Source organism: Bacillus sp. FSL R9-9410 (assembly GCF_038050385.1).
In the GTDB taxonomy this organism is placed as follows: Bacteria; Bacillota; Bacilli; order Bacillales; family Bacillaceae_G; genus Bacillus_A; species Bacillus_A cereus_U.
Genome location: NZ_JBBOTV010000001.1, coordinates 3,292,101 through 3,312,637 on the forward strand (window position 1 = coordinate 3,292,101; position 20,537 = coordinate 3,312,637).

Consider the following 20,537-nt stretch of genomic DNA (forward strand, 5'->3'; position numbering starts at 1 on the left):
GTCCCTCACTTATCAAACAGTTACTTCACAAGAGTAATAAAAGATTTTAATTTTCCCGCCGCATGAACATACGCTCTCGCCGATGCTTCTAATACGTCTTGCGCAACACCAAAACCTGATACTTGATGAGTTCCTTCTTTTAATTCAACATGAACATGTGCAAGTGCATCTTGACCTTGTGTTATAGATTGTATGCGATAATCCGCTAAGTCACATTCTAATCCTAAAATTCTTTGAATTGCATTATATATCGCTTCAATACTTCCAGAACCAGTTGCTGCATCTTCGTACATATTCCCTTCCGCATCTTTTAGTACAACTGTTGCACACTGTGTACTATTTGATACGAAGTGTACTTGCAATTGCGTAATGCTATATTGTTGTGCCGAAAATGCTGCTTCACCAAGCATAAGCGCACGTAAATCTTCTTCTGTAATTTCCTTTTTTCGATCAGCTAATTTTTTAAATGCTGCAAACACCGCATCTCGTTCTTCGTTTGTAAATTCGTAGCCTAATTCTTTCATTTTTTCCGTAAATGCGTGACGTCCAGAATGTTTTCCAAGTACAAATAGATTTTGAGATTCACCTATAAGCGCCGGTTCAATAATTTCATATGTCGTCACTTCTTTTAAAACACCATCTTGATGAATACCTGATTCATGAGCGAACGCATTTGCTCCAACAATCGCTTTATTTTTTGGTACAACCATACCTGTTAAACGACTTACTAATGTACTTGTCGCTTTAATTTCTTTTAACGTCATAGAGGACTCTGCTTCATAGAAATCTTTTCTAATATGGAGAGCAACTGCGACTTCTTCTAAGGCTGCATTTCCTGCTCTTTCTCCAATTCCATTAATCGTTCCTTCTACTTGTAACGCTCCGCCTTCAACTGCAGCTAACGAGTTCGCTACTGCCATCCCAAGATCATCGTGACAATGACAAGAGAAAATTGCTTTTTCATACGAAGGAACGGATTCTTTTAAGTATTTAAAAAGAGAATAATATTCTTCTGGATTCGTATATCCAACTGTATCAGGAATATTGATTACATTCGCTCCTGCACGAATCGCTACTTCTACTGCTTCAGCTAAAAATGCTCTCGATGTTCTTGTCGCATCTTCTGCTGAAAATTGTACTGTTGGAAATAATGATTTTCCGAGCGTAACCGAGCGCTGAATGCTATCTAATACATCTTCTTTCGACATACAAAGCTTATATTTCATATGAATGTCACTCGTAGCTAAAAATACGTGTAAACGAGGAGATACAGCACCTTTCACTGCGTCATATGCTCTTCGAATATCGCTTTCCTTTGCTCTAGCTAAACTCATAACCGTAGCATTTTGAATGGTATTTGCGATACGTTTTACCGATTGAAAATCACCTTCAGAAGCCGCTGCAAATCCAGCTTCCATTACATTAATACCAAGTCTCTCTAGTTGCCTCGCAATCTGTAATTTCTCTTGTTCATTTAAATTAACTCCTGGTGATTGTTCGCCATCACGAAGCGTCGTATCCATGAACAAAATCTGCTTCATATTATTTAATCCCTACCTTTACTCGGGGCTGTACAAAAGGCATCATTTCACGTAATTTACGTCCAACTACTTCGATTTCATGTTCATTTTCTTTCTCATTTGTCGCCTGGAAATTTGGTCTTCCTGCTTTATGCTCTGCAATCCAACCTCTTGCAAATGTACCATCTTGAATTTCTGCTAATACTTCCCCCATCGCTTTCTTTGTATCTTCAGTAACAACACGTGGCCCTGATACGAAGTCACCCCACTGCGCTGTATCTGAAACTGAGTATCTCATATTTTCAAGTCCGCCTTCATACATAAGGTCAACAATTAGTTTCAGTTCATGTAAACATTCAAAATATGCAAGTTCAGGTTGATAGCCAGCATCAACTAGCGTTTCAAATCCCGCTTTTACAAGTGCAGTCACTCCGCCGCAAAGTACAGCTTGCTCTCCGAATAAATCTGTTTCTGTTTCTTCTTTAAACGTTGTTTCTAATACACCTGCTCTCGTCGCTCCAATTCCATCTGCATATGAAAGTGCCTTTTCAGTCGCAACTCCTGTTGCATCTTGATATACTGCAAATAATGCAGGAACAGCTCCACCTTCCGCAAACGTACGACGTACTAGATGTCCTGGACCTTTCGGTGCTACTAGAAATACATCTACATTAGCTGGCGGTTTTACTTGATCAAAGTGAACATTAAATCCATGCGCGAAAACTAGAGAATTGCCGCCTTGTAAGTTTGGTGCAATTTCAGCTTCATATACTTCCGGCTGTAATTCATCAGGTAGTAGAATCATTACTACATCTGCTTTTTCTGCTGCTTCCGCTACTGTATATACAGAAAAACCGTCTTCTTTCGCCTTATCCCATGACTTCCCTTTCCTCAGTCCTACTACTACATCAAATCCGTTATCACGTAAGTTTTGCGCATGCGCATGGCCTTGCGATCCATATCCGATGATTGCTACTTTCTTTTCCTTTAATACATTTACCGTTACGTCTTTTTCATAATAAACTTTCGCCATTTTCATTTCCCCCTATTTTTTAAATAATTATTGAATTAACATAACTTGTTTATCTTGTTTTTTCATACTACGTGTAAATGCTGTTACACCTGTTCTAGCAATTTCTTTCAAACCGTATGGACGAAGTAATTCAATTAACGCTTCTACTTTCTCCTGAGTACCTGTTACTTGCACCACTATGGAATCCTTCCCAACGTCTATTACAGCGGCTCGGAACGGTTCAATTAAACTATATAATTCTGCTCTTGCTACAGACGTCGCTACTTTAATAAGTGCAAGTTCTCTAGCAATCATCGCTTCTTCTGTAATATCTGATACTTTCAGTACATCGATTTGCTTATGAAGTTGTTTAATTAACTGCTCAACTTGCTGTTCATTTTCAACGTGTACAACAATCGTCATTCTCGAAATATCCGATGATTCCGTATGACCTACTGAAATACTTTCAATATTAAAATGTCTACGTGTCATAACACCTGTAATTCGATTTAACACACCGCTTTGATTTCGAACTGTCGCTGTTACAATTCTCTTCACCTTTTCTCCACTCCCTCCATTTGGTGAACCCCTTTCCCTGGGGCAACCATCGGCATAACCTTTTCAGATTGAAGTACGCGGCAATCAATTACGACTGGCTCTCTTAATTCAATTGCATACTGTAATTGTTGCTTTGCAAGAAGTGGGTCTTCAATACGAACACCTTTTATGCCATATGCATTGGCAAGTGCGACAAAATCTGGTTGGCATGAAAGTAAGGAGTACGAATATCGCCTATTATAAAATTCCTCTTGCCATTGTCTTACCATCCCTAAAGCTTCATTATTTAAAATAAAAACTTTAACCGGTAAAGAATGCTCTTTTAACACACTAAGTTCTTGCAAGGTCATTTGAAATCCAGCATCACCCACAATTGCAATAACTAGTTCTTCAGGCTTTGCGATTTGTGCACCTATTGCTGCTGGAAACCCGAAGCCCATTGTTCCCAATCCTCCAGAAGTTACCCATCTATCTGGGTTTTTCAATGGATAATATTGAGCTGCCCACATTTGATGTTGCCCAACATCTGTTGTTACAATCGCTTCTCCTTTCGTAATCTCGTATAGCATATCAATTGCATATTGAGGTTTAATACGTTCTGCATGTTCTTTGTAAGAAAGAGGGTATTTTTCTTTTCTACTATTCAATAACGAAAGCCAATCATTGTGATCTACTTCCCCTTCTTTAAAAGTGAGTATAGCTTCTAATGCTTGCTTCGCACTCGCAACAATAGGGATTTCAGTCGGCACATTTTTCCCAATTTCCGCTGGATCAATATCTATATGTGCGACAATCGCTTCTTTAGCAAAATAAGCTAAATTCCCAGTAAGACGATCATCAAATCTTGCACCTATATTAATAAGTAAGTCACATTCATATAACGCCATATTTGCGGTATATGAACCGTGCATTCCTCCCATCCCTAGAAATAGTTCATCGTCTGGCGGAAACCCACCAAGACCAAGTAATGTATGAACAACTGGAATATGATATTTGCGAGCAAAGCTTGTTAATTCTTTCGATGCTTTCGCATGCAATACACCTGCTCCAGCTAAAATTAATGGCTTTTTTGAGACCTCAATCGCTTGTAATAATTTGTTTATTTGTAGTAGATTCGGTTCATAATTAGGCTGGTATCCTGGTAAATCCATTTGTACGTCGCTACATCTCTCGCCTTGCTCTACTACCATATCTTTCGGAAGGTCAATTACGACTGGGCCCGGTCTTCCCGTTCTAGCGATATGAAATGCTTCTTTAATAATTCGGGGTAAATCCGATGCTTTTCGCACTTGATAATTATGTTTTGTCACCGGCATCGTAAGCCCCATAATATCTGCTTCTTGGAAAGCATCACTTCCGATTAACGTTGTTGCTACTTGCCCTGTAAATACAACAAGTGGTAATGAATCAATCATCGCGTCAGCTAGACCAGTAATAACATTTGTAGCACCCGGTCCACTTGTTGCAATTACCACTCCTGGATTCCCTGTAATTCTTGCATATCCTTCAGCAGCATGAATTGCACCTTGCTCATGCCTCGTTAAAATATGCGGAATTTCACAATCATAAAGCGCATCATATAGAGGTAAAACCGCACCACCTGGATACCCGAAAATCACTTCTACTTCTTCCTTTTCTAGCGCTTCTAACAATAGCTGTGCACCAGTTGCCAGTTTCTCTTCCGTTTTTGAAGACATTTTTCTTATAAGCCCCCTTTTTTAAACCATTTATAAAATAAAAAAATCCTACGTCCACACTCCAGCTATGTGCTGAAGGGACGAAAGATTTCGCGGTACCACCCTTCTTCGCAAGATTACTCTTGCCTCAGTGACTCGGGATATGAGTCTAGCTAATAACGGAGCTACCGTCTAAGCCTAAACAAACGCTTCAGCTTAGCACTCAAGGGTGATGTTCGTTGACGTGAACCATCGGTTTCCAGCAACCACCGACTCTCTGTGAGGCTTCACAGTCAACTACTCCTCCCTATCAACGCTTTATCATTTCATAAAGAGCTATTATCCAACTTTATTTTCTTCGTAAATTTTCTCTCCATCTTCTACAACTAATTTACGGAATTCTTCTAATAAACGATTCGTATGTGGCCCTGTTCTCCCTAAACCAATCGTTCTTCCATCTACTGTCGTAACAGCAATTACTTCAGCAGCTGTTCCTGTTAAAAACACTTCATCAGCTACATATACATCGTGCCTTGTAAATAATTCTTCTCTTACGTCATATCCAAGTTTTTCGCCGATTTCTAAAATCGCGTTTCGTGTAATACCTTCTAACGCTCCAGCAGAACTTGGTGGTGTAATTAATTTATTTCCCTTCACAATAAATACGTTATCTCCAGAGCCTTCAGCTACATATCCTTGGTCATTTAACATAAGTGCTTCTTGTACTCCAGCTAATTTCGCCTCAATGCGAACTAAAATATTATTTAAGTAATTTAAAGATTTTACTTGCGGCGATAAAACATCCGGGCGATTACGGCGCGTTGCAACTGTTATAATCGGAATCCCTTTTTCATAATATTCTTGTGGAAATAAAGACAATTGCTCTGCAATAACTACTACATTTGGTTTCGTACAAGAATCGGGATCCAATCCTAAATTCCCAGGTCCTCTTGATACAACGAGGCGGATATATCCATTAGATAGTTTGTTTTGTCGAATCGTTTCAACAACGATTTTCATCGCTTCTTCTAACGTATATGGAATTTCTAACATGATGGATTTCGCTGATTCATATAACCGGACAAGATGCTCTCTCAAACGGAAAACATTACCGCTATATACCCTAATTCCTTCGAACACTCCATCGCCATATAAATAGCCATGATCATATACTGAAACCTTTGCTTCGTCTTTTGGAACAAATTCTCCATTTAAGAAAATCCACTGCTCGTTCACTTGAATGCGCCCCCTATGTTCTATGAGTTTTTTATTGTTTCCTAGTCTACTCTCCTTTTCAAATAAATCAAGTGAATTTTTAGAAAATTTTTAATTTTTAATCGTACGTACATCTTTGTTTATATTGATTTAATAACATTGTTAACGTTTACAAAAAGTCAAAAAATTTTTTTCGTCAAATTCTACTAAAAAAAATATTTGTTTAAAAGAAGGGTTTTCGCCAATTGATACGAATCTATTGTATTCAATAAACGGACGTCCGATTTTATAAATCCGGGAATATACAACGACTTTTGGTGAAAAAGGGGGAAAATAATAAAAATAACGCTGTCTAAAAATAACATTCATATTTTTCATTTAGTAATCATAATCCTATTTTTAAAAAACAATTTGTCAAATTGAAGGAGGAAATAACAATGGCGTGTGTACAAATTAAAGGAACGAGACAAGAGGTAGTAGAAATGCTACAACTATTTGATCTAATGGATACGAAAGGATTTTGTAAATTCGATAATTACGTTGAAGTAGAACCAAATAGTAGGAAACATAACAACTACACAGCTTCAATCGATATTCAATCTAATAACAGTTCAGCACAAGATACATTAAATGATCAATTCGTTAGTCAAATGCTTACTGGTGTATATAACGACTAAACAAATATTCTCTTCCTACCATCTTTTCATAAATATATGCTTTGGACTTGAGCATACTAGCAACTAGATGGTAGGAGGTGAAAATTATGGCTAGAATTGGTGTTGAGAACTCTTTAACAGATGTTCAACAAGCTCTTCAGCAACAAGGACATGAAGTCGTTTCACTTAACTCTGAAAATGATGCTCATGGGTGCGATTGTTGCGTTGTAACCGGGCAAGATTCTAATATGATGGGCATTGCAGATACATCGATAAAAGGATCTGTAATTAAAGCACATGGTTTAACAACAGATGAAATTTGTCAGCAAGTTGAAAACCGCACTTAATCATTTTTATCACATTATTTGCGAGCTAACATTTAACGGGAATGGTCTCACTGATTATAGTTTCAATTTATTTATAGAAAGAGGGCTCCTTTTCAAAAGGAGCCCTCTTTTTTATATTCACCTAACGGGAAAGTAACATATACTGGATGAAAGCCCTACCTCTCTCTCATCATTACGGTTCCACTGACCGCTCCTTGATTCACTAGTATACATATAAAGCTTACATATACAATTTATAGGGTTTGTTCACAAAAGTTGTTGGTAAGACTACCCGATCTTTCGCAAACTTTTCGTATTATATTCATAAGATTTATTTACTTTATACTAGCTTTAACCGAGACACGAATTAAAATTTTAACACCAATACAATAACTTGTCAATATTTTTTACAAATTAAAAACAGACATTAACGGTTTGTCTGTTTTAGAATGGAGCTTTTTCTTTTATTACATATACAACAAAACCGCTTACTAACATACATAAGCCAACTACTAAGTTTTTGATATTAATCATAAATTCCTCTCCCTTATTCCACACATCATATATATTTACAGTTCAATTATTCCGATCATCCTAAAGCGCACTTTTTCTAATATATCATAATTCCTAAAAAATGCAAGTTCACTTGTGACGACTATTCACAAATTTATCCACAGTGCTTGGTACAGTATTTAACGCTTTTTCAATTAAATGTGTACTACTATTGAGATGCAATACTTGTACACCGTTAGAACCAACTACTAAAAAAGCCACTGGGCTAATGGAAACCCCAGCCCCGCTTCCGCCTCCGAATGGATGACTTTGCTTGTTCTCTTTATGCTGCCCTTGTCCGCCGTTATGTTTTTCAGAAATAAAATCCCCTTTAAAGTCACTTCCACCAGCTCCAAAACCAAAAGCCACTTGAGATACTGTTAATACTACATTTCCGTCAGCTGTTGAAACCGGACTTCCAACAATCGTATTTACATCTACCATCTCTTTTAAATTTGTCATTGCTGTTTTCATTAAATTTTCAATTGGATGTTCCATTATGTACTACACCCTTTCCTCATTATTCTTTTTTATACTTTCCAAAATAGAGGAAGTCATACTAAGTTTTCCTATTTTGAAAAAACATTTTTCACTTTCCGCTTGGATATTACTCCCTGTACAAGTTCGGATAAAAATAGTAAAGAGAAACATACTACTATTGAACCTTGTTATGAAAGGAGTCCTTACTTTGACTGAGAAATTTGATGAATATAAAAAAAGAGATCGAATAGATAGTGATTATAGTGACTATAAAGAAGAATACGCAGCTGAAGTTGCACCACAGCGTATTGATTATGATGATAAAGATAACGATGATGTAAGATCATCTGCAGCTGGATCGACTGCTGGTTTTATTGCTCTTGCCTTAGCAATATTATCATTATTCACATTCCCAACACTATTTGGTCTTGTGTCTGTTCTACTTGGTATTTACGCTTATAATCGTGGAGCTACTGTAACTGGTGGCACCGCAGCGATTATTGGTGGTATCGCTGCACTTATTGCGATTTTATTCCGAGCGGCGATTATTGGTTTATTGTTCTCTCTTTTTTAAAAAGAAAAAGGTATCTCGCTTCATGCGGGATACCTTATCCTGTAAATACATCTTCTGATGGATATTTAATTTTTTGTTTCGCTGGTCGTGCCAAAGAGAACACAAGTGTTAACGGTCCGATTAATCCACAAAACATAACAAACATAATAATACATTTCCCGAACGCCGATAGCTTCGCAGTAATCCCCATTGTTAACCCTACTGTGCCAAACGCTGAAATTGTCTCAAATAATAACTGAATAAAACTGAAGTCTTCTGTAAGCATTAATACAAATACCGCTGTAAAAATAAGTATTTGACTAGCAACGACAATTGCTAACGCTCTCGTTACTGTCGACATTTTAATCGTACGCTGAAATAAAACAAAATCCTCTTTCTTTCTAAAGAAAGAAAGAACTGATGTAATTAAAATAACAAATGTCGTTAACTTAATTCCACCGCCTGTCGATACACTGCCCGCACCAATAAACATTAATACCATCGTAAATAGTATCGATGACTCTTCCATCCCACCATAATCTACCGTGTTAAAACCGGCTGTACGAGGTGTAATTCCTTGGAAGAACGAAGCCCATAACTTTTCATTTAAAGATAAGTGTCCCAAAGTCTTTATATTATTATATTCCAATACAAAAATCACAATCATCGCAATAACATTAAGTGCTATCGTTCCAGCAATCATGATTTTGGAGTGCAGTGATAATTTTCGGAAACTACGGCTATACCATATATCAATTAATACCGTAAACCCTAACCCTCCTATTACAATTAAAGAACAAATCCCAATATTAATAATAGGATCTCCTACATATCTTGTTAAATTATCTGGCCAAAGCGCAAAGCCGGCATTATTATATGACGCAATAACGTGAAAAATACTATAGTATAAACCTTTTCCAAAACCAAACTCTGGAATAAAGCGAATCGATAAAAAGATAACTCCAATTAGCTCAATACAAATAGAAAAAATAAAGACACGTTTCACTAATTTCACAAGACCACCAATATTTGTTTGATTAAATGCTTCTCCAATTAATAATCGGTGGCGTAAACCGATTTTTTTACCTAATACCCAAACTATTAAAATGGCAATCGTCATAAGACCGAGACCACCCGTTTGAATTAAAAACATAATAACAATTTCACCAAACATCGTAAACGTACTTGCAGTATCTACAACTCCTAAACCGGTTACAGTCGCTGCCGACGTAGCTGTAAAGAAGGCATCTACCCAACTAATATGTACTTTCGTTGCAAACGGTAACTTTAATAACAATCCTCCGACCACAATTAAACAAAAAAAGCCTAATGCTAAAATTTGTGGTGGATTTAATCGTATAAAGCGATTATACAACCCTTGTTTTTTTGCTACTTCCATATCACTAACTCCCTTTATCAAGTGAAGCTTTTATCCCCTCATAAATAAAGACTCTTTAAGAGCCTACAAGTAGCGGGATAAACCTTATATTCTCATAATATAGTTGAGCATAATCCTTTTTTTCATAGATTTCAACTTTTATTTATATTCAGACTCTATCGTTTTACAAAAGAATATTTTCTATTATATTTCCACTTATACTATAACTCTTACAACAACAACTATTTTATCCCTTTTCAAATTCCCATATCTTTCACTCCAAGTTCACACGAGGGTCACATCTACCTTTTATAGTATACGTATCGGAGCTGTTCCTCCCTAATTTATAAGACATTCCCCAGTGTCTTGAACAGCTTTCCATCCCTAATTAAATTGACATAAATTGTCCCCTTCCTTGACCATCCTATATGTGATGGTCTTATTTTTTTGTTCTTTCTATCTTTTATTTAAAACTCCCTCGCTCTTTCACTCCATGTTCACATCTAGGTCACATCCACCTTTTATAGTATACGTATCGGAGCTATTCCTCCCTAATTTATAAGACATTCCCCAGTGTCTTTGAATAGCTTCCATCCCTAATTAAATTGACATAAATTGTCCCCTTCCCTTGACCATCCTATATGTGATGGTCTTATTTTTTTTATTTTCTCTTTCTTCTTACTTAAAACTCCCTCGCTCTTTCACTCTATGTTCACATCTAGGTCACATCGATCTTTTATAGTATACGTATCGAAGCTGTTCCTCCCTAATTTATAAGACATTCCCCAGTGTCTTGAACAGCTTTCCATCCCTAATTAAATTGACATAAATTGTCCCCTTCCCTTGACCATCCTATATGTGATGGTCTTATTTTTTTGTTCTTTCTATCTTTTATTTAAAACTCCCTCGCTCTTTCACTCCATGTTCACATCTAGGTCACATCCACCTTTTATAGTATACGTATCGGAGCTATTCCTCCCTAATTTATAAGACATTCCCCAGTGTCTTTGAATAGCTTCCATCCCTAATTAAATTGACATAAATTGTCCCCTTCCCTTGACCATCCTATATGTGATGGTCTTATTTTTTTTATTTTCTCTTTCTTCTTACTTAAAACTCCCTCGCTCTTTCACTCTATGTTCACATCTAGGTCACATCGATCTTTTATAGTATACGTATCGAAGCTGTTCCTCCCTAATTTATAAGACATTCCCCAGTGTCTTGAACAGCTTTCCATCCCTAATTAAATTGACATAAATTGTCCCCTTCCCTTGACCATCCTATATGTGATGGTCTTATTTTTTTGTTCTTTCTATCTTTTATTTAAAACTCCCTCGCTCTTTCACTCTATGTTCACATCTAGGTCATATCCACCTTTTATAGTATACGTATTGGAGCTGTTCCTCCCTAATTTATAAGACATTCCCCAGTGTCTTTGGGCAGCTTTCCATCCCTAATTAAATTGACATAAATTGTCCCCTTCCCTAGGCCATCATGTGATGGTCTATTTTATTTTCCAAATACATAATTTAACTCTCTTCGCTTATTTCAGCAATTAGCAATGGTTGTATTAACTGCTGTACTAGCTAGTATCGGTACTGCAGGTGTTGGACTTGTAATTCTTACGATGGTTTTAAATCAAGCAAATCTACCAGTAGAAGGTATTGCTTTAATTATCGGCATCGACCGCATTCTAGACATGTCTAGAATGCGGTCGATGCAATTTGCGCAATGATTGTTTCAAAATCAGAAGAAAAATATAATACAGATCAATCTGCAGCATCTTAAATCAAAAAGGAGTGAAATGATTCACTCCTTTTTTGACTTACTTCCTTTTTTCGAACGATATTCTTTTCCTTTATTATCATTACCTGTTTCAAATTCAGCACTAAACTCCTGCTGAAATTGCCCTGATTTCGGTGAACCTTGATTTCCGCTACCTTTACTACCATTACGATTTGTCATATTTCCCCCTCCTTCCTTTATTAGTAGTATGGCGCTCTATCTTTTTTCATACACATTTTATTTTTTATCATCTATTACACACGAAAGAAGACCTTCCGTATATAGGGAAGGTCTTCTTTCGTGTTAAGTAAGCGTTTTCTTATTTATAACTACTTAAATAAGTTTTTTAGAAATAGATATCATTACATTCATTTCGTCTTCTGAAAGTGAGGCGAATCTTTCTTGTAAATATTTCTTTTTCTCACCTTCCATTTTCGCGACTAACTCTTTCCCTTGTTCTGTAATCTCTAAATATACAACTCGGCGATCTGATGTAGAACGTGAACGAGTTACAAAGCCTTTATTAATTAATTTTTCTGTAACGGCTGTAATATGACTATTCGACACATTTAACTCATTAGCTACACGTGATACCATTTCTTTATTCGTGCGGTTCAATATTCTAAGGACAATGAACTCATTCCACGGTATGTAACCACCAAATATTTTTCCAATATCATTACGCAACGTGCGAAACATAGAAAAAACATTTGTCGATAGTTCTTCCATTAATTGCTCTCGATTTTGAGACAACTTTGACAGCCCCTTTTATTTCATTTAGTTAAATAAAAACCTTATTAATAATTTTACATGAAATCTTACTTTTTGTCACCTTATTTTCCCATAATTCGTAGTTTTTTAATATATATTTCATGTTACAATGAAATTGATTTTCCAGAAAAAGGAGTGAATCTAATGGATGAGGAGGAAAAGTTCTCTAATTTCAGCCTAAAAGATAAAACAATTATCATTAGTATTATTTCTCTTTTTCTCATTATATTTTTTGCCTTTATATTCTTTGTATATGTAGGAATCTTTCAAATTACAGGTATAGAATATTCATCACGAACAGCTCTACTACTCTTTTTTTTACTTATCCTTTTCTTAGATGGTATTACATATTTTATATCCATTTTCTTTAAAGTACTCCTACATCCAATGATGACAAGTATGCCCAATTGGCTCTCGATTGCTCTTCTCTCCATTATTGAAATTACACTAGATTGGTTCGTCATTCATACTGCTGACGACTGGATAGAGAGCGTACAAATGTCCAACATAGCTGAATTATGTGTCGCACTATTCCTTTACACGCTAAATAAATTAATTAGTGATAAGAAAGAGTAAGAATACAAGCTTTTCTATATAAAAATTGGTACAATGAAAACAAATCATACTAAAGAGGTGTTAATTATGAATTTACAGCAATGGGCTGATAAAGGTATGTCCTTTGATACATATGTGAATGAAATGAAAGTAAACCAATACGAGCTACTACACATTTACAATAACTTTTTAATTCCAAATGAATTACTTCCTATATTAGAAGAACGCCAAAATGATGGCTGGCGTGTTATCGTATTAACAGCTGATTGGTGCGGCGATGCTCTTTTATGTGTACCTGTTATGAAACGAATTTCTGAAGTTGCAAATATTGATATGAGATTATTAATTCGCGATGAAAACTTAGAATTAATGGATCAATATTTAACAAATGGAACAGCACGTGCGATTCCAATCTTTATTTTCATTGATAAAGATGGAAAGGAACAAGCTGTCTTTGGACCACGCGCTCCAAAAGTACAAGAATTAGTAACTTCAATGCGCGCTACATTACCTGAAAAAGAAGATCCAACATTCGAGGAAAAACAAAAAGAAATGTATGCTAATTTCCGTGCTACATTAGCTGATGATACTTCTCTTTGGGAACATGTAATGGAAAGTATGATTGAAAAAGTAGTAAAATAAAAACCTGCCGAGTTCGGCAGGTTTTTTTATTTTAACAAAATTATAATCCTTTTTTCTGAGAATATGCAGCATCTACGCACTCTGCTAAACGTTCCATTTCACCCATATATACTGCACGTGTCATCCATCCGGTCAACTTATACATAATCTTATATAAAAAATTCTTCGGTTCAAATTCTAATATTAAGGTAAGCGATGTACCTTCTTCATCTTCTTCCAACATATAAGTTGCGGCTGTATAGCCTTGCTTCATGTCACATCCAATTGATACGATATAAGGTGCTTCACACTCTAAAATTTCCGCCTCAAACTCGTATATTTTCTTCCCCATCTTTTGCACGGATATATATTTATCACCTTCACGAGGATTGTTTACATCTACGTTTGGAGGATACCTATTTTCTACCATAAAGGTACTCCATTCCATTATTTTCTCGTCATTATTTACATAATCAAACACAACATCAATTGGTGCCGGAATTACTATTTCTATTGCAAAACTCACTAAACTGCCCCTCTCAAATACCCTATCGATTTTCTTAAAGTTATTATAACGAAATCATTATGGCATATTTCACATGGTGAAATACAAGTAATTGAAGGTAAAAGTTTTATTTTTCTCTCGCTATAAAAAAATCCCCTATAGAATAGACTTTTTTTCAAATGTCTATTCTATAGGGGATTGCTGACAATTTATTCTTACATAATGAAGAAATAGAATACCGCAGCTAAAATGAAACGGTAATAAGCGAACGGTGTTAGTTTTACACGACCTAATAATTTTAAGAATGAAACAATTGCAAGCATCGCAACAACGAATGCTGTAATAAATCCAGTTGCAAATAACGGTATATCAGCTGCACTTAATATATCCCAGCTCTTGATTAAATCTAAGCCACTTGCAGCTACCATCATTGGTACTGCTAAAATGAACGTATATTCAGCTGCTGCTGTATGCGACACGCGAGCTAATAAACCACCACTTATTGTTGATCCAGAACGAGAAAATCCTGGCCAAAGCGCTAAACATTGGAACATTCCGATTGTAAATGCTTGTTTATATGTGATTTCATCTAACGTTCTTGCTGTACTTGGTTTTGAAAACTTCTCAGCAACAATCATTAAAATACCACCAGCTACTAAGCTAATAACAACCGGTCCTGGACCGAATAAAACTTCTTTAATTGCACTATGGAATAATACACCGAGTATGCCGGCAGGAATCATCCCAATAATAATATGTAATAAATTTAACGATGGTCCATCAGTTACTTTCCCTATTCCAACTAATGACCATAGGCGTTTCCAAAATATAACAACAACTGCTAAAATCGATCCCAACTGGATTACAACTTCGAAAACTTTCGCTCTATCGTCGTCAAATCCAAGTAAATGACCTGTTAAAATCATATGTCCTGTTGATGAAACTGGTAAAAACTCTGTTAATCCTTCAACAGCACCCATGATTATTCCAATTAACCAATCAGCCACAAGTAGTGCCTCCTTAATAACGAATATGTAATTTTTTCACACCTTATCATAATACCTTATCCCTTTTCAAAGTGCATCCTTTTTTTATTGATTTCATTTGTTGTATACGCTTATTTCTTTTCTATTTTTTGATTAAATTGTATGATAATAAGAGTTTGTTTTTTACGTTGAAAGGGGATTTTATGAAAGAAACTACTTCATTCTCACAAAAGTTAAAGCAATTTTTATTACTCTTTTTCCCGATTTTTGTAACGCAAATGTCATTATTTGCAATGAGCTTTTTTGATACGACAATGTCAGGACATGCGAGTCCTATTGATTTAGCGGGTGTTGCTATCGGAACAAGTATATGGCTTCCCGTTAGTACCGGCTTAACAGGAATTTTAATGGCTACTACTCCTATTGTTGCACAGCTCGTTGGATCAAAGAAAAAGGAGAACGTTCCCCACATTGTCATACAAGCAGTATATTTAGCAATTTGTGCTAGTTTCGTTGTTATCCTTATCGGATTCTTCGCTGTTTCACCTATTTTAAATGGCATGCAATTAGAAGAACCCGTGGAACGTATTGCAGCACAATTTTTAAGTATTATCGCGATTGGAATTATCCCTTTATTTACTTACACCGTCTTACGTGGATTTATTGATGCATTAGGAAAAACTCGAACAACGATGATTATTACATTACTATCATTACCAATTAACGTAGTATTAAATTACTTATTAATTTTTGGTCACTTTGGCTTTCCAAAACTCGGTGGTGTTGGTGCGGCAATCGCTTCTGCAGCAACATATTGGTGTATTTTAATTATTACCGTCATTATTATTCGTATGAAAGAGCCTTTCGCTTCTTTCAATATCTTTAAACAGTTATACCGCCCTTCCTTTACAAGCTGGAAGGAATTCCTGAAACTTGGCGTCCCTATCGGATTGGCTATCTTTTTTGAGACGAGTATTTTCGCTGCGGTAACACTTATGATGAGTAATTTTAGTACGACAACAATAGCAGCACATCAAGCAGCTATGAACTTTGCTTCCTTGTTATATATGACTCCTTTAAGTTTAGCAATGGCAATGACGATAGCAGTTGGATTTGAAGTTGGAGCAAAACGATACAATAATGCGAAACAATATGGATTTATCGGAATTGGATTAGCTCTTGCTTTCGCTCTTTTATATTCAATCCTTCTTTATTTCTTTGATGATGAAATTGCTTCTATTTATACGACAAATGCAAATGTCCATCATTTAGCAAAAGAATTTCTTATATTCGCGATTTTATTTCAAATTTCAGATGCGATTGCAACTCCAGTACAAGGAGCACTTCGTGGTTATAAAGACGTAAATGTTGCCTTAATTATGACATTAATAGCTTATTGGGTAATAGGTCTACCTCTTGGCTACATATTTGCAACTTATACTGACTGGGCAGCAAAAGGTTATTGGATCGGTCTTATTATCGGTCTAGCATTTGGAGCAATCTTCCTGCTTATCCGTCTCTTTCAAGTACAAAGAAAATATACAACGCAAAGCAGCCGCTAATGATATAGCGGCTGCTTTCTTCATGCATATTTTTTCTTGTAACGTGTAACATAATGAAAAAGAAAGGTGGATACATATGGACGAAAAACAAAAGAAACAATCATTCGATGAAGAATTCGCCCCTGAAATTTCACCTGGATATCGGCAAGATGTACATAAGCCACCTAAATATAAAAACACTTCTTTTTTAATAGGCATTACCATTTTCGCAGCCGTATTACTCGTACTCATCATTTTCGTTTATTTTTAATGGAAGGTGGTTAATTATATGAAGAAACAAGAATCTAATCATTCAAAAAGAACTGTAAAAACAGAAAAAGGATATGCAGGAGATTCTGTTCATACACTGAAACAAGTTGAGCAAGGAAACTTATACATTGCTCAAAAAGAACTTGGGCAACAAAATGAAAATCTTTAAAATCCCTCTTCTCCTTGAGGGATTTTTCATTGTACATACTGCTTTTGATCTAACACCATAAATATATTATTAACCTTTACAATTTTCATGTCATAATTTAATTTCATTTCACTTCTCTTTCCATTTTCAATACCAGTAACGTACGCTACAGCATGATAGCGAAAACTTTCATCTGTCTCTTCACGTATCTCCTCGTTTGTAAATTTATACTCTAAATCCCGAAAACGGTTTGGGTAATAATTTTCTATTAACTGTTCATACCCTCTATTTACAAATATTTCTTCACCTTTTCGTTTCACATCTTCTTTATTATTAAACCGAAACACTGCTAGTTGCGCTGTCACAAAGTGTTCTCCTACCTTTTTCTTTTCTTTATGAGTTAAAGTGTCTATACTTTTGTTCTTTAATTCCTTATTTAACTCGTAGCGATCTATCGGTTTAAAGGTAGCAAAAACCGTCTCTTTATATGACCAAAACAATCCAAAAGTGATACATAGAGAAATGATTACTATTCTTTTCTTCATAATACACCCCGCCCTCCTCCATAATGATAGTTATATTTTAACATATAGAAAGAAAATTCTGATATCATGAAGTGGAATAACCTACCTTTAACTTAGAAACGAGGAACGATTATGGACTCTTACAAACAATATATAAAAGAAGCTCTGCCGGGTCTTTCTATACATTCATATGCGCAAAATGAAGAGGGCTGGGATAATATAGCGGTTATTATAAATGACGAGCTACTGTTTCGTTTTCCGAGAAAACTTGAATATGCAAAGCGAATTCCGTTAGAAAAGGAGCTGTGTACCATTCTTTCTCATTCATTACAAAGAATCGAAATCCCTAAGTATCGCGTATTGTATAATAATAATTGTGATACTGTTCCATTTTGTAGCTATTATCCTCTCATTCATGGTAAACCGTTAAAAACTGAAATAGTTGCCCAGTTAGAGAAAGAAGAACTTGAAGTAATTATTACACAATTAGCCACTTTCCTTGCGGCTTTACATAGTATTCCTTTAAAGCATGTTGAAACGTTAGGATTCCCTATCGAAAAAACACTTACCTACTGGAAAGAACTACACACAAAATTAAATCAATATCTTACTAACAGTCTTACTTCATTACAGAAGTCAGCCTTAAATCGTTTATTCGAAAATTTCTTTGCCTATATAGCTAAATCTACCTTTCAAAATACAATCATTCATGCTGACTTTACACATCATCACATTTTATTTAACAACCTGAACAAAACCATTTCAGGTGTTATCGATTTTGGAGATGCTCAAATTGGCGATCCCGCTTTTGATTTTGCTGGGCTATATTATGATTTCGGTCATGAGTTTACTACATCTGTATATAAACACTACAGTGCACTTGTTTCTCACCGCGATCCATTACTCATTCACCGCATAACTACCTTTTATCAATACAGCCCTTTACTACATAACCTCATTTATAACATTGAAACAAATAACGAAATAGAATTAAACAAGAGTAAAGAACAATTGAAGGCAATATTACAGGGACGAGATTAAATTCTCTCCCTATACTCTCTCTCTTCATACATCATTAACTTTTTATCCATTTCAACAATAACTTTATACAATTGAAACGCCTGTAAAATTTGCAGTTGAATTCCAAAAGGAGCATTCTGTTCTTTTAACCATTGAAATACTTTCGTTTCATCTTTCATTGACTATTCCTCCCCTTATTAAAATCTGCTACAAATATACCGTAAATGATGAAAAGCTTTTCATGTCAATAACAAAAAAGGATGCAAAATTGCATCCTTTAATGTATGATTTTTTTCTTCTGCGCCGCTTCTTCCTTTACTTCTTCCTCTTGGCATTCACTACGAAAGGCACAGCTCATGCACTCAGAACGAAAATTACGCTCTGTGTAGTGCTCAGGTTGTTGTAGCATTTCTTTCATTCTAAATAAATCAGCCATTCCAGTTATAATATCTTCCTGCTTTGGAATGTACTCATACTTAATTCCTTCTATTAAATTAATCACTTCGATTTTTCCTGGAAGAATGCCGAAAGCTTTATAACTAAACACAGTCATTAACTTCTGACAAAGAGCAAGCATTTCCTCATCCGCAACAACAACATACTTTTTAATTACAAACGATTCAGTACTCCACTCACCAACTTCAAATGTCAATGACATGTGAACACCTAACTCTTCCATATATGTTTGAAATTTCTCATATAAAAATAACGGCGGCGTCTGACTATCATCCCTTTCAACAAACTGTAGTAAGTGATCCGTTAGCTTCGCTAAAACAATATAGTACTCCGCCTTTGAAGCAAACATATTAACCCTTACTTTTTTCCAATACTTTTCTAAAAGTATTAAAAGAAAAATTTTTGTTTGTTGCCCGGCAGGTACCGTGTAATATTCATTAATAATTTGATTTACAATCATTTGTGCTATTTGTTGCCATTCAAATGAAGAGGGTTCTCTTCTTTTTATATGACGGAAATAAAATTTGTGTGGACAACGCATAAAATCATACAAATGGTAATCTGTCATCGTTTTAATTGAGATTTTTTCATGCAATTGCTCTTCATCTCCCTTCTGCCATTAAGAAAGGTGTTTTACAAATTCAGCTCCAAACTGTAAACATTTTTCTACATCTTCATCTTCTGGCGTTAATTCTACTTTCAATCCTTCTAATACAACTGCTGCCCCGCGCTCCTGCATCTTTTCTATTAAAATATCAACCGCCACCCCGTATTTTGGATAACCTGAATCACATGACCCGAATACTGCCGCTTTTTTCCCAGTTAAATCAATAGAATCCATTGCGTCATAAAAATCTAAAAAATCATCCGGAAGATCACCATCTCCCCAAGTATAAGCGCCTAAAATAATACCGTCATATTGCTCTAATATAGAAGCTTCTGGTGAATCCATAATATCAATGACTTCAATTTCATTTTCTGTTTCACGAATTGCACCCGCAATATGATCAGCCATTTCCTCCGTATTTCCACTCATACTTGCAAAAATCATTACTAACTTACTCAACTGAACCTCTCCTTTTACTATGTATCGCTTTTTCTATTTGAATTGTTTTCTTCTCATCTACATATTCAGAACGAATTACATTTCGTTGCCATTCAATATGCTTATTAACATCTTTATTTTTTAATTCCCTTCGTAAAAGGTGAAATGTTTTTCTCATTCAGGTTCCTCATCTGTTTCATTGATAACAATTATCAATTTCAATTATACCATTAGATTAATTGAAATTGATTATCAAAGTCAATAACTATTTTTTAAAAAATAGTTAAAATGTACAAGCTTGTCCGTTAGCTATTCATATACTATAAATGAGCATAGTTCTTTCTCAGCCCTCTCTGACGGAAGAAATAAAAGCAACTGCGATAG

At 35.5% G+C, this 20,537-nt stretch carries 27 protein-coding genes, 1 pseudogene and 1 other annotated feature; of the genes and pseudogenes, 10 read left to right on the top strand and 18 right to left on the bottom strand.

The genetic code is table 11. From position 1 onward, the window contains the following. Nucleotides 1-20: 20 nt before the first annotated feature. From leuA to MKX77_RS17130, 6 genes are all read right to left on the bottom strand, one after another. Entirely contained in the window at nt 21-1,541 is a 1,521-nt protein-coding gene (gene leuA / locus MKX77_RS17105) for a 2-isopropylmalate synthase (protein ID WP_341307298.1), read from the bottom strand. 1 nt (nt 1,542) lies between these two features. Then, on the bottom strand, nt 1,543-2,553 hold the full coding sequence (gene ilvC / locus MKX77_RS17110) for a ketol-acid reductoisomerase (RefSeq protein WP_215555705.1): 1,011 nt from the start codon (nt 2,551-2,553) through the stop codon (nt 1,543-1,545). 27 nt (nt 2,554-2,580) lie between these two features. Continuing rightward, nucleotides 2,581-3,090 (bottom strand): acetolactate synthase small subunit, encoded by a 510-nt coding sequence (gene ilvN / locus MKX77_RS17115; RefSeq protein ID WP_000822948.1) that lies wholly within the window; start codon nt 3,088-3,090, stop codon nt 2,581-2,583. After that, nucleotides 3,087-4,787: an acetolactate synthase large subunit gene (gene ilvB, locus MKX77_RS17120; RefSeq protein WP_341307299.1), complete on the bottom strand. Its 1,701-nt coding sequence runs from the start codon at nt 4,785-4,787 to the stop codon at nt 3,087-3,089. The genes ilvN and ilvB overlap by 4 nt, the downstream gene beginning before the upstream one ends. Nucleotides 4,788-4,860: 73 nt before the next feature. Continuing rightward, nucleotides 4,861-5,089, bottom strand: a binding site (T-box leader). A 16-nt stretch (nt 5,090-5,105) separates the two neighbouring features. Next, nucleotides 5,106-6,002, bottom strand: a complete 897-nt coding sequence (gene ilvE, locus MKX77_RS17125) for a branched-chain-amino-acid transaminase (protein ID WP_002030649.1) — start codon at nt 6,000-6,002, stop codon at nt 5,106-5,108. A gap of 141 nt (nt 6,003-6,143) precedes the next feature. Continuing rightward, complete coding sequence (locus MKX77_RS17130; RefSeq protein ID WP_341307300.1) at nt 6,144-6,359, bottom strand: hypothetical protein; 216 nt, start codon at nt 6,357-6,359, stop codon at nt 6,144-6,146. A gap of 59 nt (nt 6,360-6,418) precedes the next feature. Between MKX77_RS17130 and MKX77_RS17135 the strand changes: the two genes are divergently transcribed. Further along, entirely contained in the window at nt 6,419-6,658 is a 240-nt protein-coding gene (locus tag MKX77_RS17135) for a DUF3911 family protein (protein ID WP_002011724.1), read from the top strand. Between the two features lie 86 nt (nt 6,659-6,744). Continuing rightward, on the top strand, nt 6,745-6,984 hold the full coding sequence (locus MKX77_RS17140; protein ID WP_002011725.1) for a YkuS family protein: 240 nt from the start codon (nt 6,745-6,747) through the stop codon (nt 6,982-6,984). A 423-nt stretch (nt 6,985-7,407) separates the two neighbouring features. On the opposite strand, the gene MKX77_RS17145 is transcribed toward MKX77_RS17140, so the two are convergent. Further along, nucleotides 7,408-7,497 carry a hypothetical protein gene (locus MKX77_RS17145; RefSeq protein ID WP_000608225.1) on the bottom strand — a complete coding sequence of 30 codons (90 nt, stop codon included), beginning with the start codon at nt 7,495-7,497 and terminating at the stop codon, nt 7,408-7,410. 108 nt (nt 7,498-7,605) lie between these two features. Further along, complete coding sequence (ytfJ, locus tag MKX77_RS17150) at nt 7,606-8,013, bottom strand: GerW family sporulation protein (protein WP_215555702.1); 408 nt, start codon at nt 8,011-8,013, stop codon at nt 7,606-7,608. A gap of 190 nt (nt 8,014-8,203) precedes the next feature. Between ytfJ and MKX77_RS17155 the strand changes: the two genes are divergently transcribed. Further along, the gene (locus tag MKX77_RS17155; RefSeq protein WP_341307301.1) at nt 8,204-8,569 is read left to right on the top strand and encodes an imidazole glycerol phosphate synthase; all 366 of its coding nucleotides are present in this window, start codon (nt 8,204-8,206) and stop codon (nt 8,567-8,569) included. A gap of 34 nt (nt 8,570-8,603) precedes the next feature. Here MKX77_RS17155 and MKX77_RS17160 read toward each other — a convergent pair whose 3' ends face one another. Beyond that, a complete protein-coding gene (locus tag MKX77_RS17160; RefSeq protein ID WP_341307302.1) occupies nt 8,604-9,947 on the bottom strand; it encodes a TrkH family potassium uptake protein in 1,344 nt (447 codons plus the stop codon). Between the two features lie 1,531 nt (nt 9,948-11,478). On the opposite strand from MKX77_RS17160, the pseudogene MKX77_RS17165 reads away from it, so the two are divergent. After that, nucleotides 11,479-11,714: pseudogene (locus MKX77_RS17165) on the top strand (cation:dicarboxylate symporter family transporter); the annotation flags it as partial. A 21-nt stretch (nt 11,715-11,735) separates the two neighbouring features. On the opposite strand, the gene MKX77_RS17170 reads toward MKX77_RS17165, so the two are convergent. Both MKX77_RS17170 and MKX77_RS17175 read right to left on the bottom strand, forming a co-directional pair. After that, nucleotides 11,736-11,891, bottom strand: a complete 156-nt coding sequence (locus tag MKX77_RS17170) for a hypothetical protein (protein ID WP_000184931.1) — start codon at nt 11,889-11,891, stop codon at nt 11,736-11,738. 153 nt (nt 11,892-12,044) lie between these two features. Next, entirely contained in the window at nt 12,045-12,464 is a 420-nt protein-coding gene (locus MKX77_RS17175) for a MarR family winged helix-turn-helix transcriptional regulator (RefSeq protein ID WP_215555701.1), read from the bottom strand. Nucleotides 12,465-12,626: 162 nt separating this feature from the next. Between MKX77_RS17175 and MKX77_RS17180 the strand changes: the two genes are divergently transcribed. Both MKX77_RS17180 and MKX77_RS17185 read left to right on the top strand, forming a co-directional pair. Then, on the top strand, nt 12,627-13,058 hold the full coding sequence (locus MKX77_RS17180) for a regulatory YrvL family protein (RefSeq protein ID WP_215555700.1): 432 nt from the start codon (nt 12,627-12,629) through the stop codon (nt 13,056-13,058). A 33-nt stretch (nt 13,059-13,091) separates the two neighbouring features. Next, the gene (locus MKX77_RS17185; RefSeq protein WP_215555699.1) at nt 13,092-13,679 is read left to right on the top strand and encodes a thioredoxin family protein; all 588 of its coding nucleotides are present in this window, start codon (nt 13,092-13,094) and stop codon (nt 13,677-13,679) included. 40 nt (nt 13,680-13,719) lie between these two features. Here MKX77_RS17185 and MKX77_RS17190 read toward each other — a convergent pair whose 3' ends face one another. Both MKX77_RS17190 and uppP read right to left on the bottom strand, forming a co-directional pair. After that, nucleotides 13,720-14,184 (bottom strand): SRPBCC family protein, encoded by a 465-nt coding sequence (locus MKX77_RS17190; protein WP_199672520.1) that lies wholly within the window; start codon nt 14,182-14,184, stop codon nt 13,720-13,722. A gap of 194 nt (nt 14,185-14,378) precedes the next feature. Then, nucleotides 14,379-15,170, bottom strand: coding sequence for a bacitracin resistance undecaprenyl-diphosphatase (uppP, locus tag MKX77_RS17195; RefSeq protein WP_341307303.1), 792 nt, complete (start codon nt 15,168-15,170; stop codon nt 14,379-14,381). A gap of 182 nt (nt 15,171-15,352) precedes the next feature. On the opposite strand from uppP, the gene MKX77_RS17200 reads away from it, so the two are divergent. The 3 genes from MKX77_RS17200 to MKX77_RS17210 all read left to right on the top strand — a co-directional run bounded on the left by MKX77_RS17200 (nt 15,353) and on the right by MKX77_RS17210 (nt 17,129). Continuing rightward, a complete protein-coding gene (locus MKX77_RS17200) occupies nt 15,353-16,711 on the top strand; it encodes an MATE family efflux transporter (protein ID WP_341307304.1) in 1,359 nt (452 codons plus the stop codon). A 76-nt stretch (nt 16,712-16,787) separates the two neighbouring features. Then, the gene (locus MKX77_RS17205) at nt 16,788-16,961 is read left to right on the top strand and encodes a hypothetical protein (RefSeq protein WP_016101494.1); all 174 of its coding nucleotides are present in this window, start codon (nt 16,788-16,790) and stop codon (nt 16,959-16,961) included. Nucleotides 16,962-16,979: 18 nt separating this feature from the next. Beyond that, nucleotides 16,980-17,129, top strand: a complete 150-nt coding sequence (locus tag MKX77_RS17210; protein WP_341307305.1) for a hypothetical protein — start codon at nt 16,980-16,982, stop codon at nt 17,127-17,129. Between the two features lie 26 nt (nt 17,130-17,155). Here MKX77_RS17210 and MKX77_RS17215 read toward each other — a convergent pair whose 3' ends face one another. Further along, nucleotides 17,156-17,653: a biotin transporter BioY gene (locus MKX77_RS17215; RefSeq protein ID WP_341307306.1), complete on the bottom strand. Its 498-nt coding sequence runs from the start codon at nt 17,651-17,653 to the stop codon at nt 17,156-17,158. Nucleotides 17,654-17,764: 111 nt separating this feature from the next. Here MKX77_RS17215 and MKX77_RS17220 point away from each other — a divergent pair, with 111 nt between their 5' ends. After that, entirely contained in the window at nt 17,765-18,673 is a 909-nt protein-coding gene (locus MKX77_RS17220) for an aminoglycoside phosphotransferase family protein (protein WP_341307307.1), read from the top strand. Here MKX77_RS17220 and MKX77_RS17225 read toward each other — a convergent pair. From MKX77_RS17225 to MKX77_RS17240, 4 genes are all read right to left on the bottom strand, one after another. Continuing rightward, nucleotides 18,670-18,831, bottom strand: a complete 162-nt coding sequence (locus MKX77_RS17225) for a hypothetical protein (RefSeq protein WP_002149564.1) — start codon at nt 18,829-18,831, stop codon at nt 18,670-18,672. The genes MKX77_RS17220 and MKX77_RS17225 overlap by 4 nt on opposite strands. Nucleotides 18,832-18,929: 98 nt before the next feature. Further along, on the bottom strand, nt 18,930-19,703 hold the full coding sequence (locus MKX77_RS17230; protein ID WP_341307308.1) for a hypothetical protein: 774 nt from the start codon (nt 19,701-19,703) through the stop codon (nt 18,930-18,932). Between the two features lie 24 nt (nt 19,704-19,727). Then, on the bottom strand, nt 19,728-20,174 hold the full coding sequence (locus tag MKX77_RS17235; protein WP_215555693.1) for a flavodoxin: 447 nt from the start codon (nt 20,172-20,174) through the stop codon (nt 19,728-19,730). Beyond that, nucleotides 20,167-20,331, bottom strand: coding sequence for a hypothetical protein (locus tag MKX77_RS17240; RefSeq protein ID WP_341307309.1), 165 nt, complete (start codon nt 20,329-20,331; stop codon nt 20,167-20,169). The genes MKX77_RS17235 and MKX77_RS17240 overlap by 8 nt, the downstream gene beginning before the upstream one ends. Nucleotides 20,332-20,537 lie beyond the last annotated feature (206 nt).

Coding starts and splice junctions, on each gene's coding strand:
- MKX77_RS17200 (WP_341307304.1), top strand. CDS start 15,353: ATGAAAGAAACTACTTCATTCTCACAAAAGTTAAAGCAATTTTTATTA.
- MKX77_RS17215 (WP_341307306.1), bottom strand. CDS start 17,653: ATGAAGAAAAGAATAGTAATCATTTCTCTATGTATCACTTTTGGATTG.
- MKX77_RS17135 (WP_002011724.1), top strand. CDS start 6,419: ATGGCGTGTGTACAAATTAAAGGAACGAGACAAGAGGTAGTAGAAATG.
- leuA (WP_341307298.1), bottom strand. CDS start 1,541: ATGAAGCAGATTTTGTTCATGGATACGACGCTTCGTGATGGCGAACAA.
- MKX77_RS17210 (WP_341307305.1), top strand. CDS start 16,980: ATGAAGAAACAAGAATCTAATCATTCAAAAAGAACTGTAAAAACAGAA.
- MKX77_RS17240 (WP_341307309.1), bottom strand. CDS start 20,331: ATGAGAAAAACATTTCACCTTTTACGAAGGGAATTAAAAAATAAAGAT.
- MKX77_RS17205 (WP_016101494.1), top strand. CDS start 16,788: ATGGACGAAAAACAAAAGAAACAATCATTCGATGAAGAATTCGCCCCT.
- MKX77_RS17160 (WP_341307302.1), bottom strand. CDS start 9,947: ATGGAAGTAGCAAAAAAACAAGGGTTGTATAATCGCTTTATACGATTA.
- MKX77_RS17225 (WP_002149564.1), bottom strand. CDS start 18,831: ATGAAAGATGAAACGAAAGTATTTCAATGGTTAAAAGAACAGAATGCT.
- MKX77_RS17130 (WP_341307300.1), bottom strand. CDS start 6,359: ATGAAAAATATGAATGTTATTTTTAGACAGCGTTATTTTTATTATTTT.
- ilvB (WP_341307299.1), bottom strand. CDS start 4,787: ATGTCTTCAAAAACGGAAGAGAAACTGGCAACTGGTGCACAGCTATTG.
- MKX77_RS17220 (WP_341307307.1), top strand. CDS start 17,765: ATGGACTCTTACAAACAATATATAAAAGAAGCTCTGCCGGGTCTTTCT.
- ilvC (WP_215555705.1), bottom strand. CDS start 2,553: ATGGCGAAAGTTTATTATGAAAAAGACGTAACGGTAAATGTATTAAAG.
- MKX77_RS17145 (WP_000608225.1), bottom strand. CDS start 7,497: ATGATTAATATCAAAAACTTAGTAGTTGGCTTATGTATGTTAGTAAGC.
- ytfJ (WP_215555702.1), bottom strand. CDS start 8,013: ATGGAACATCCAATTGAAAATTTAATGAAAACAGCAATGACAAATTTA.
- MKX77_RS17185 (WP_215555699.1), top strand. CDS start 13,092: ATGAAAACAAATCATACTAAAGAGGTGTTAATTATGAATTTACAGCAA.
- MKX77_RS17180 (WP_215555700.1), top strand. CDS start 12,627: ATGGATGAGGAGGAAAAGTTCTCTAATTTCAGCCTAAAAGATAAAACA.
- MKX77_RS17170 (WP_000184931.1), bottom strand. CDS start 11,891: ATGACAAATCGTAATGGTAGTAAAGGTAGCGGAAATCAAGGTTCACCG.
- MKX77_RS17140 (WP_002011725.1), top strand. CDS start 6,745: ATGGCTAGAATTGGTGTTGAGAACTCTTTAACAGATGTTCAACAAGCT.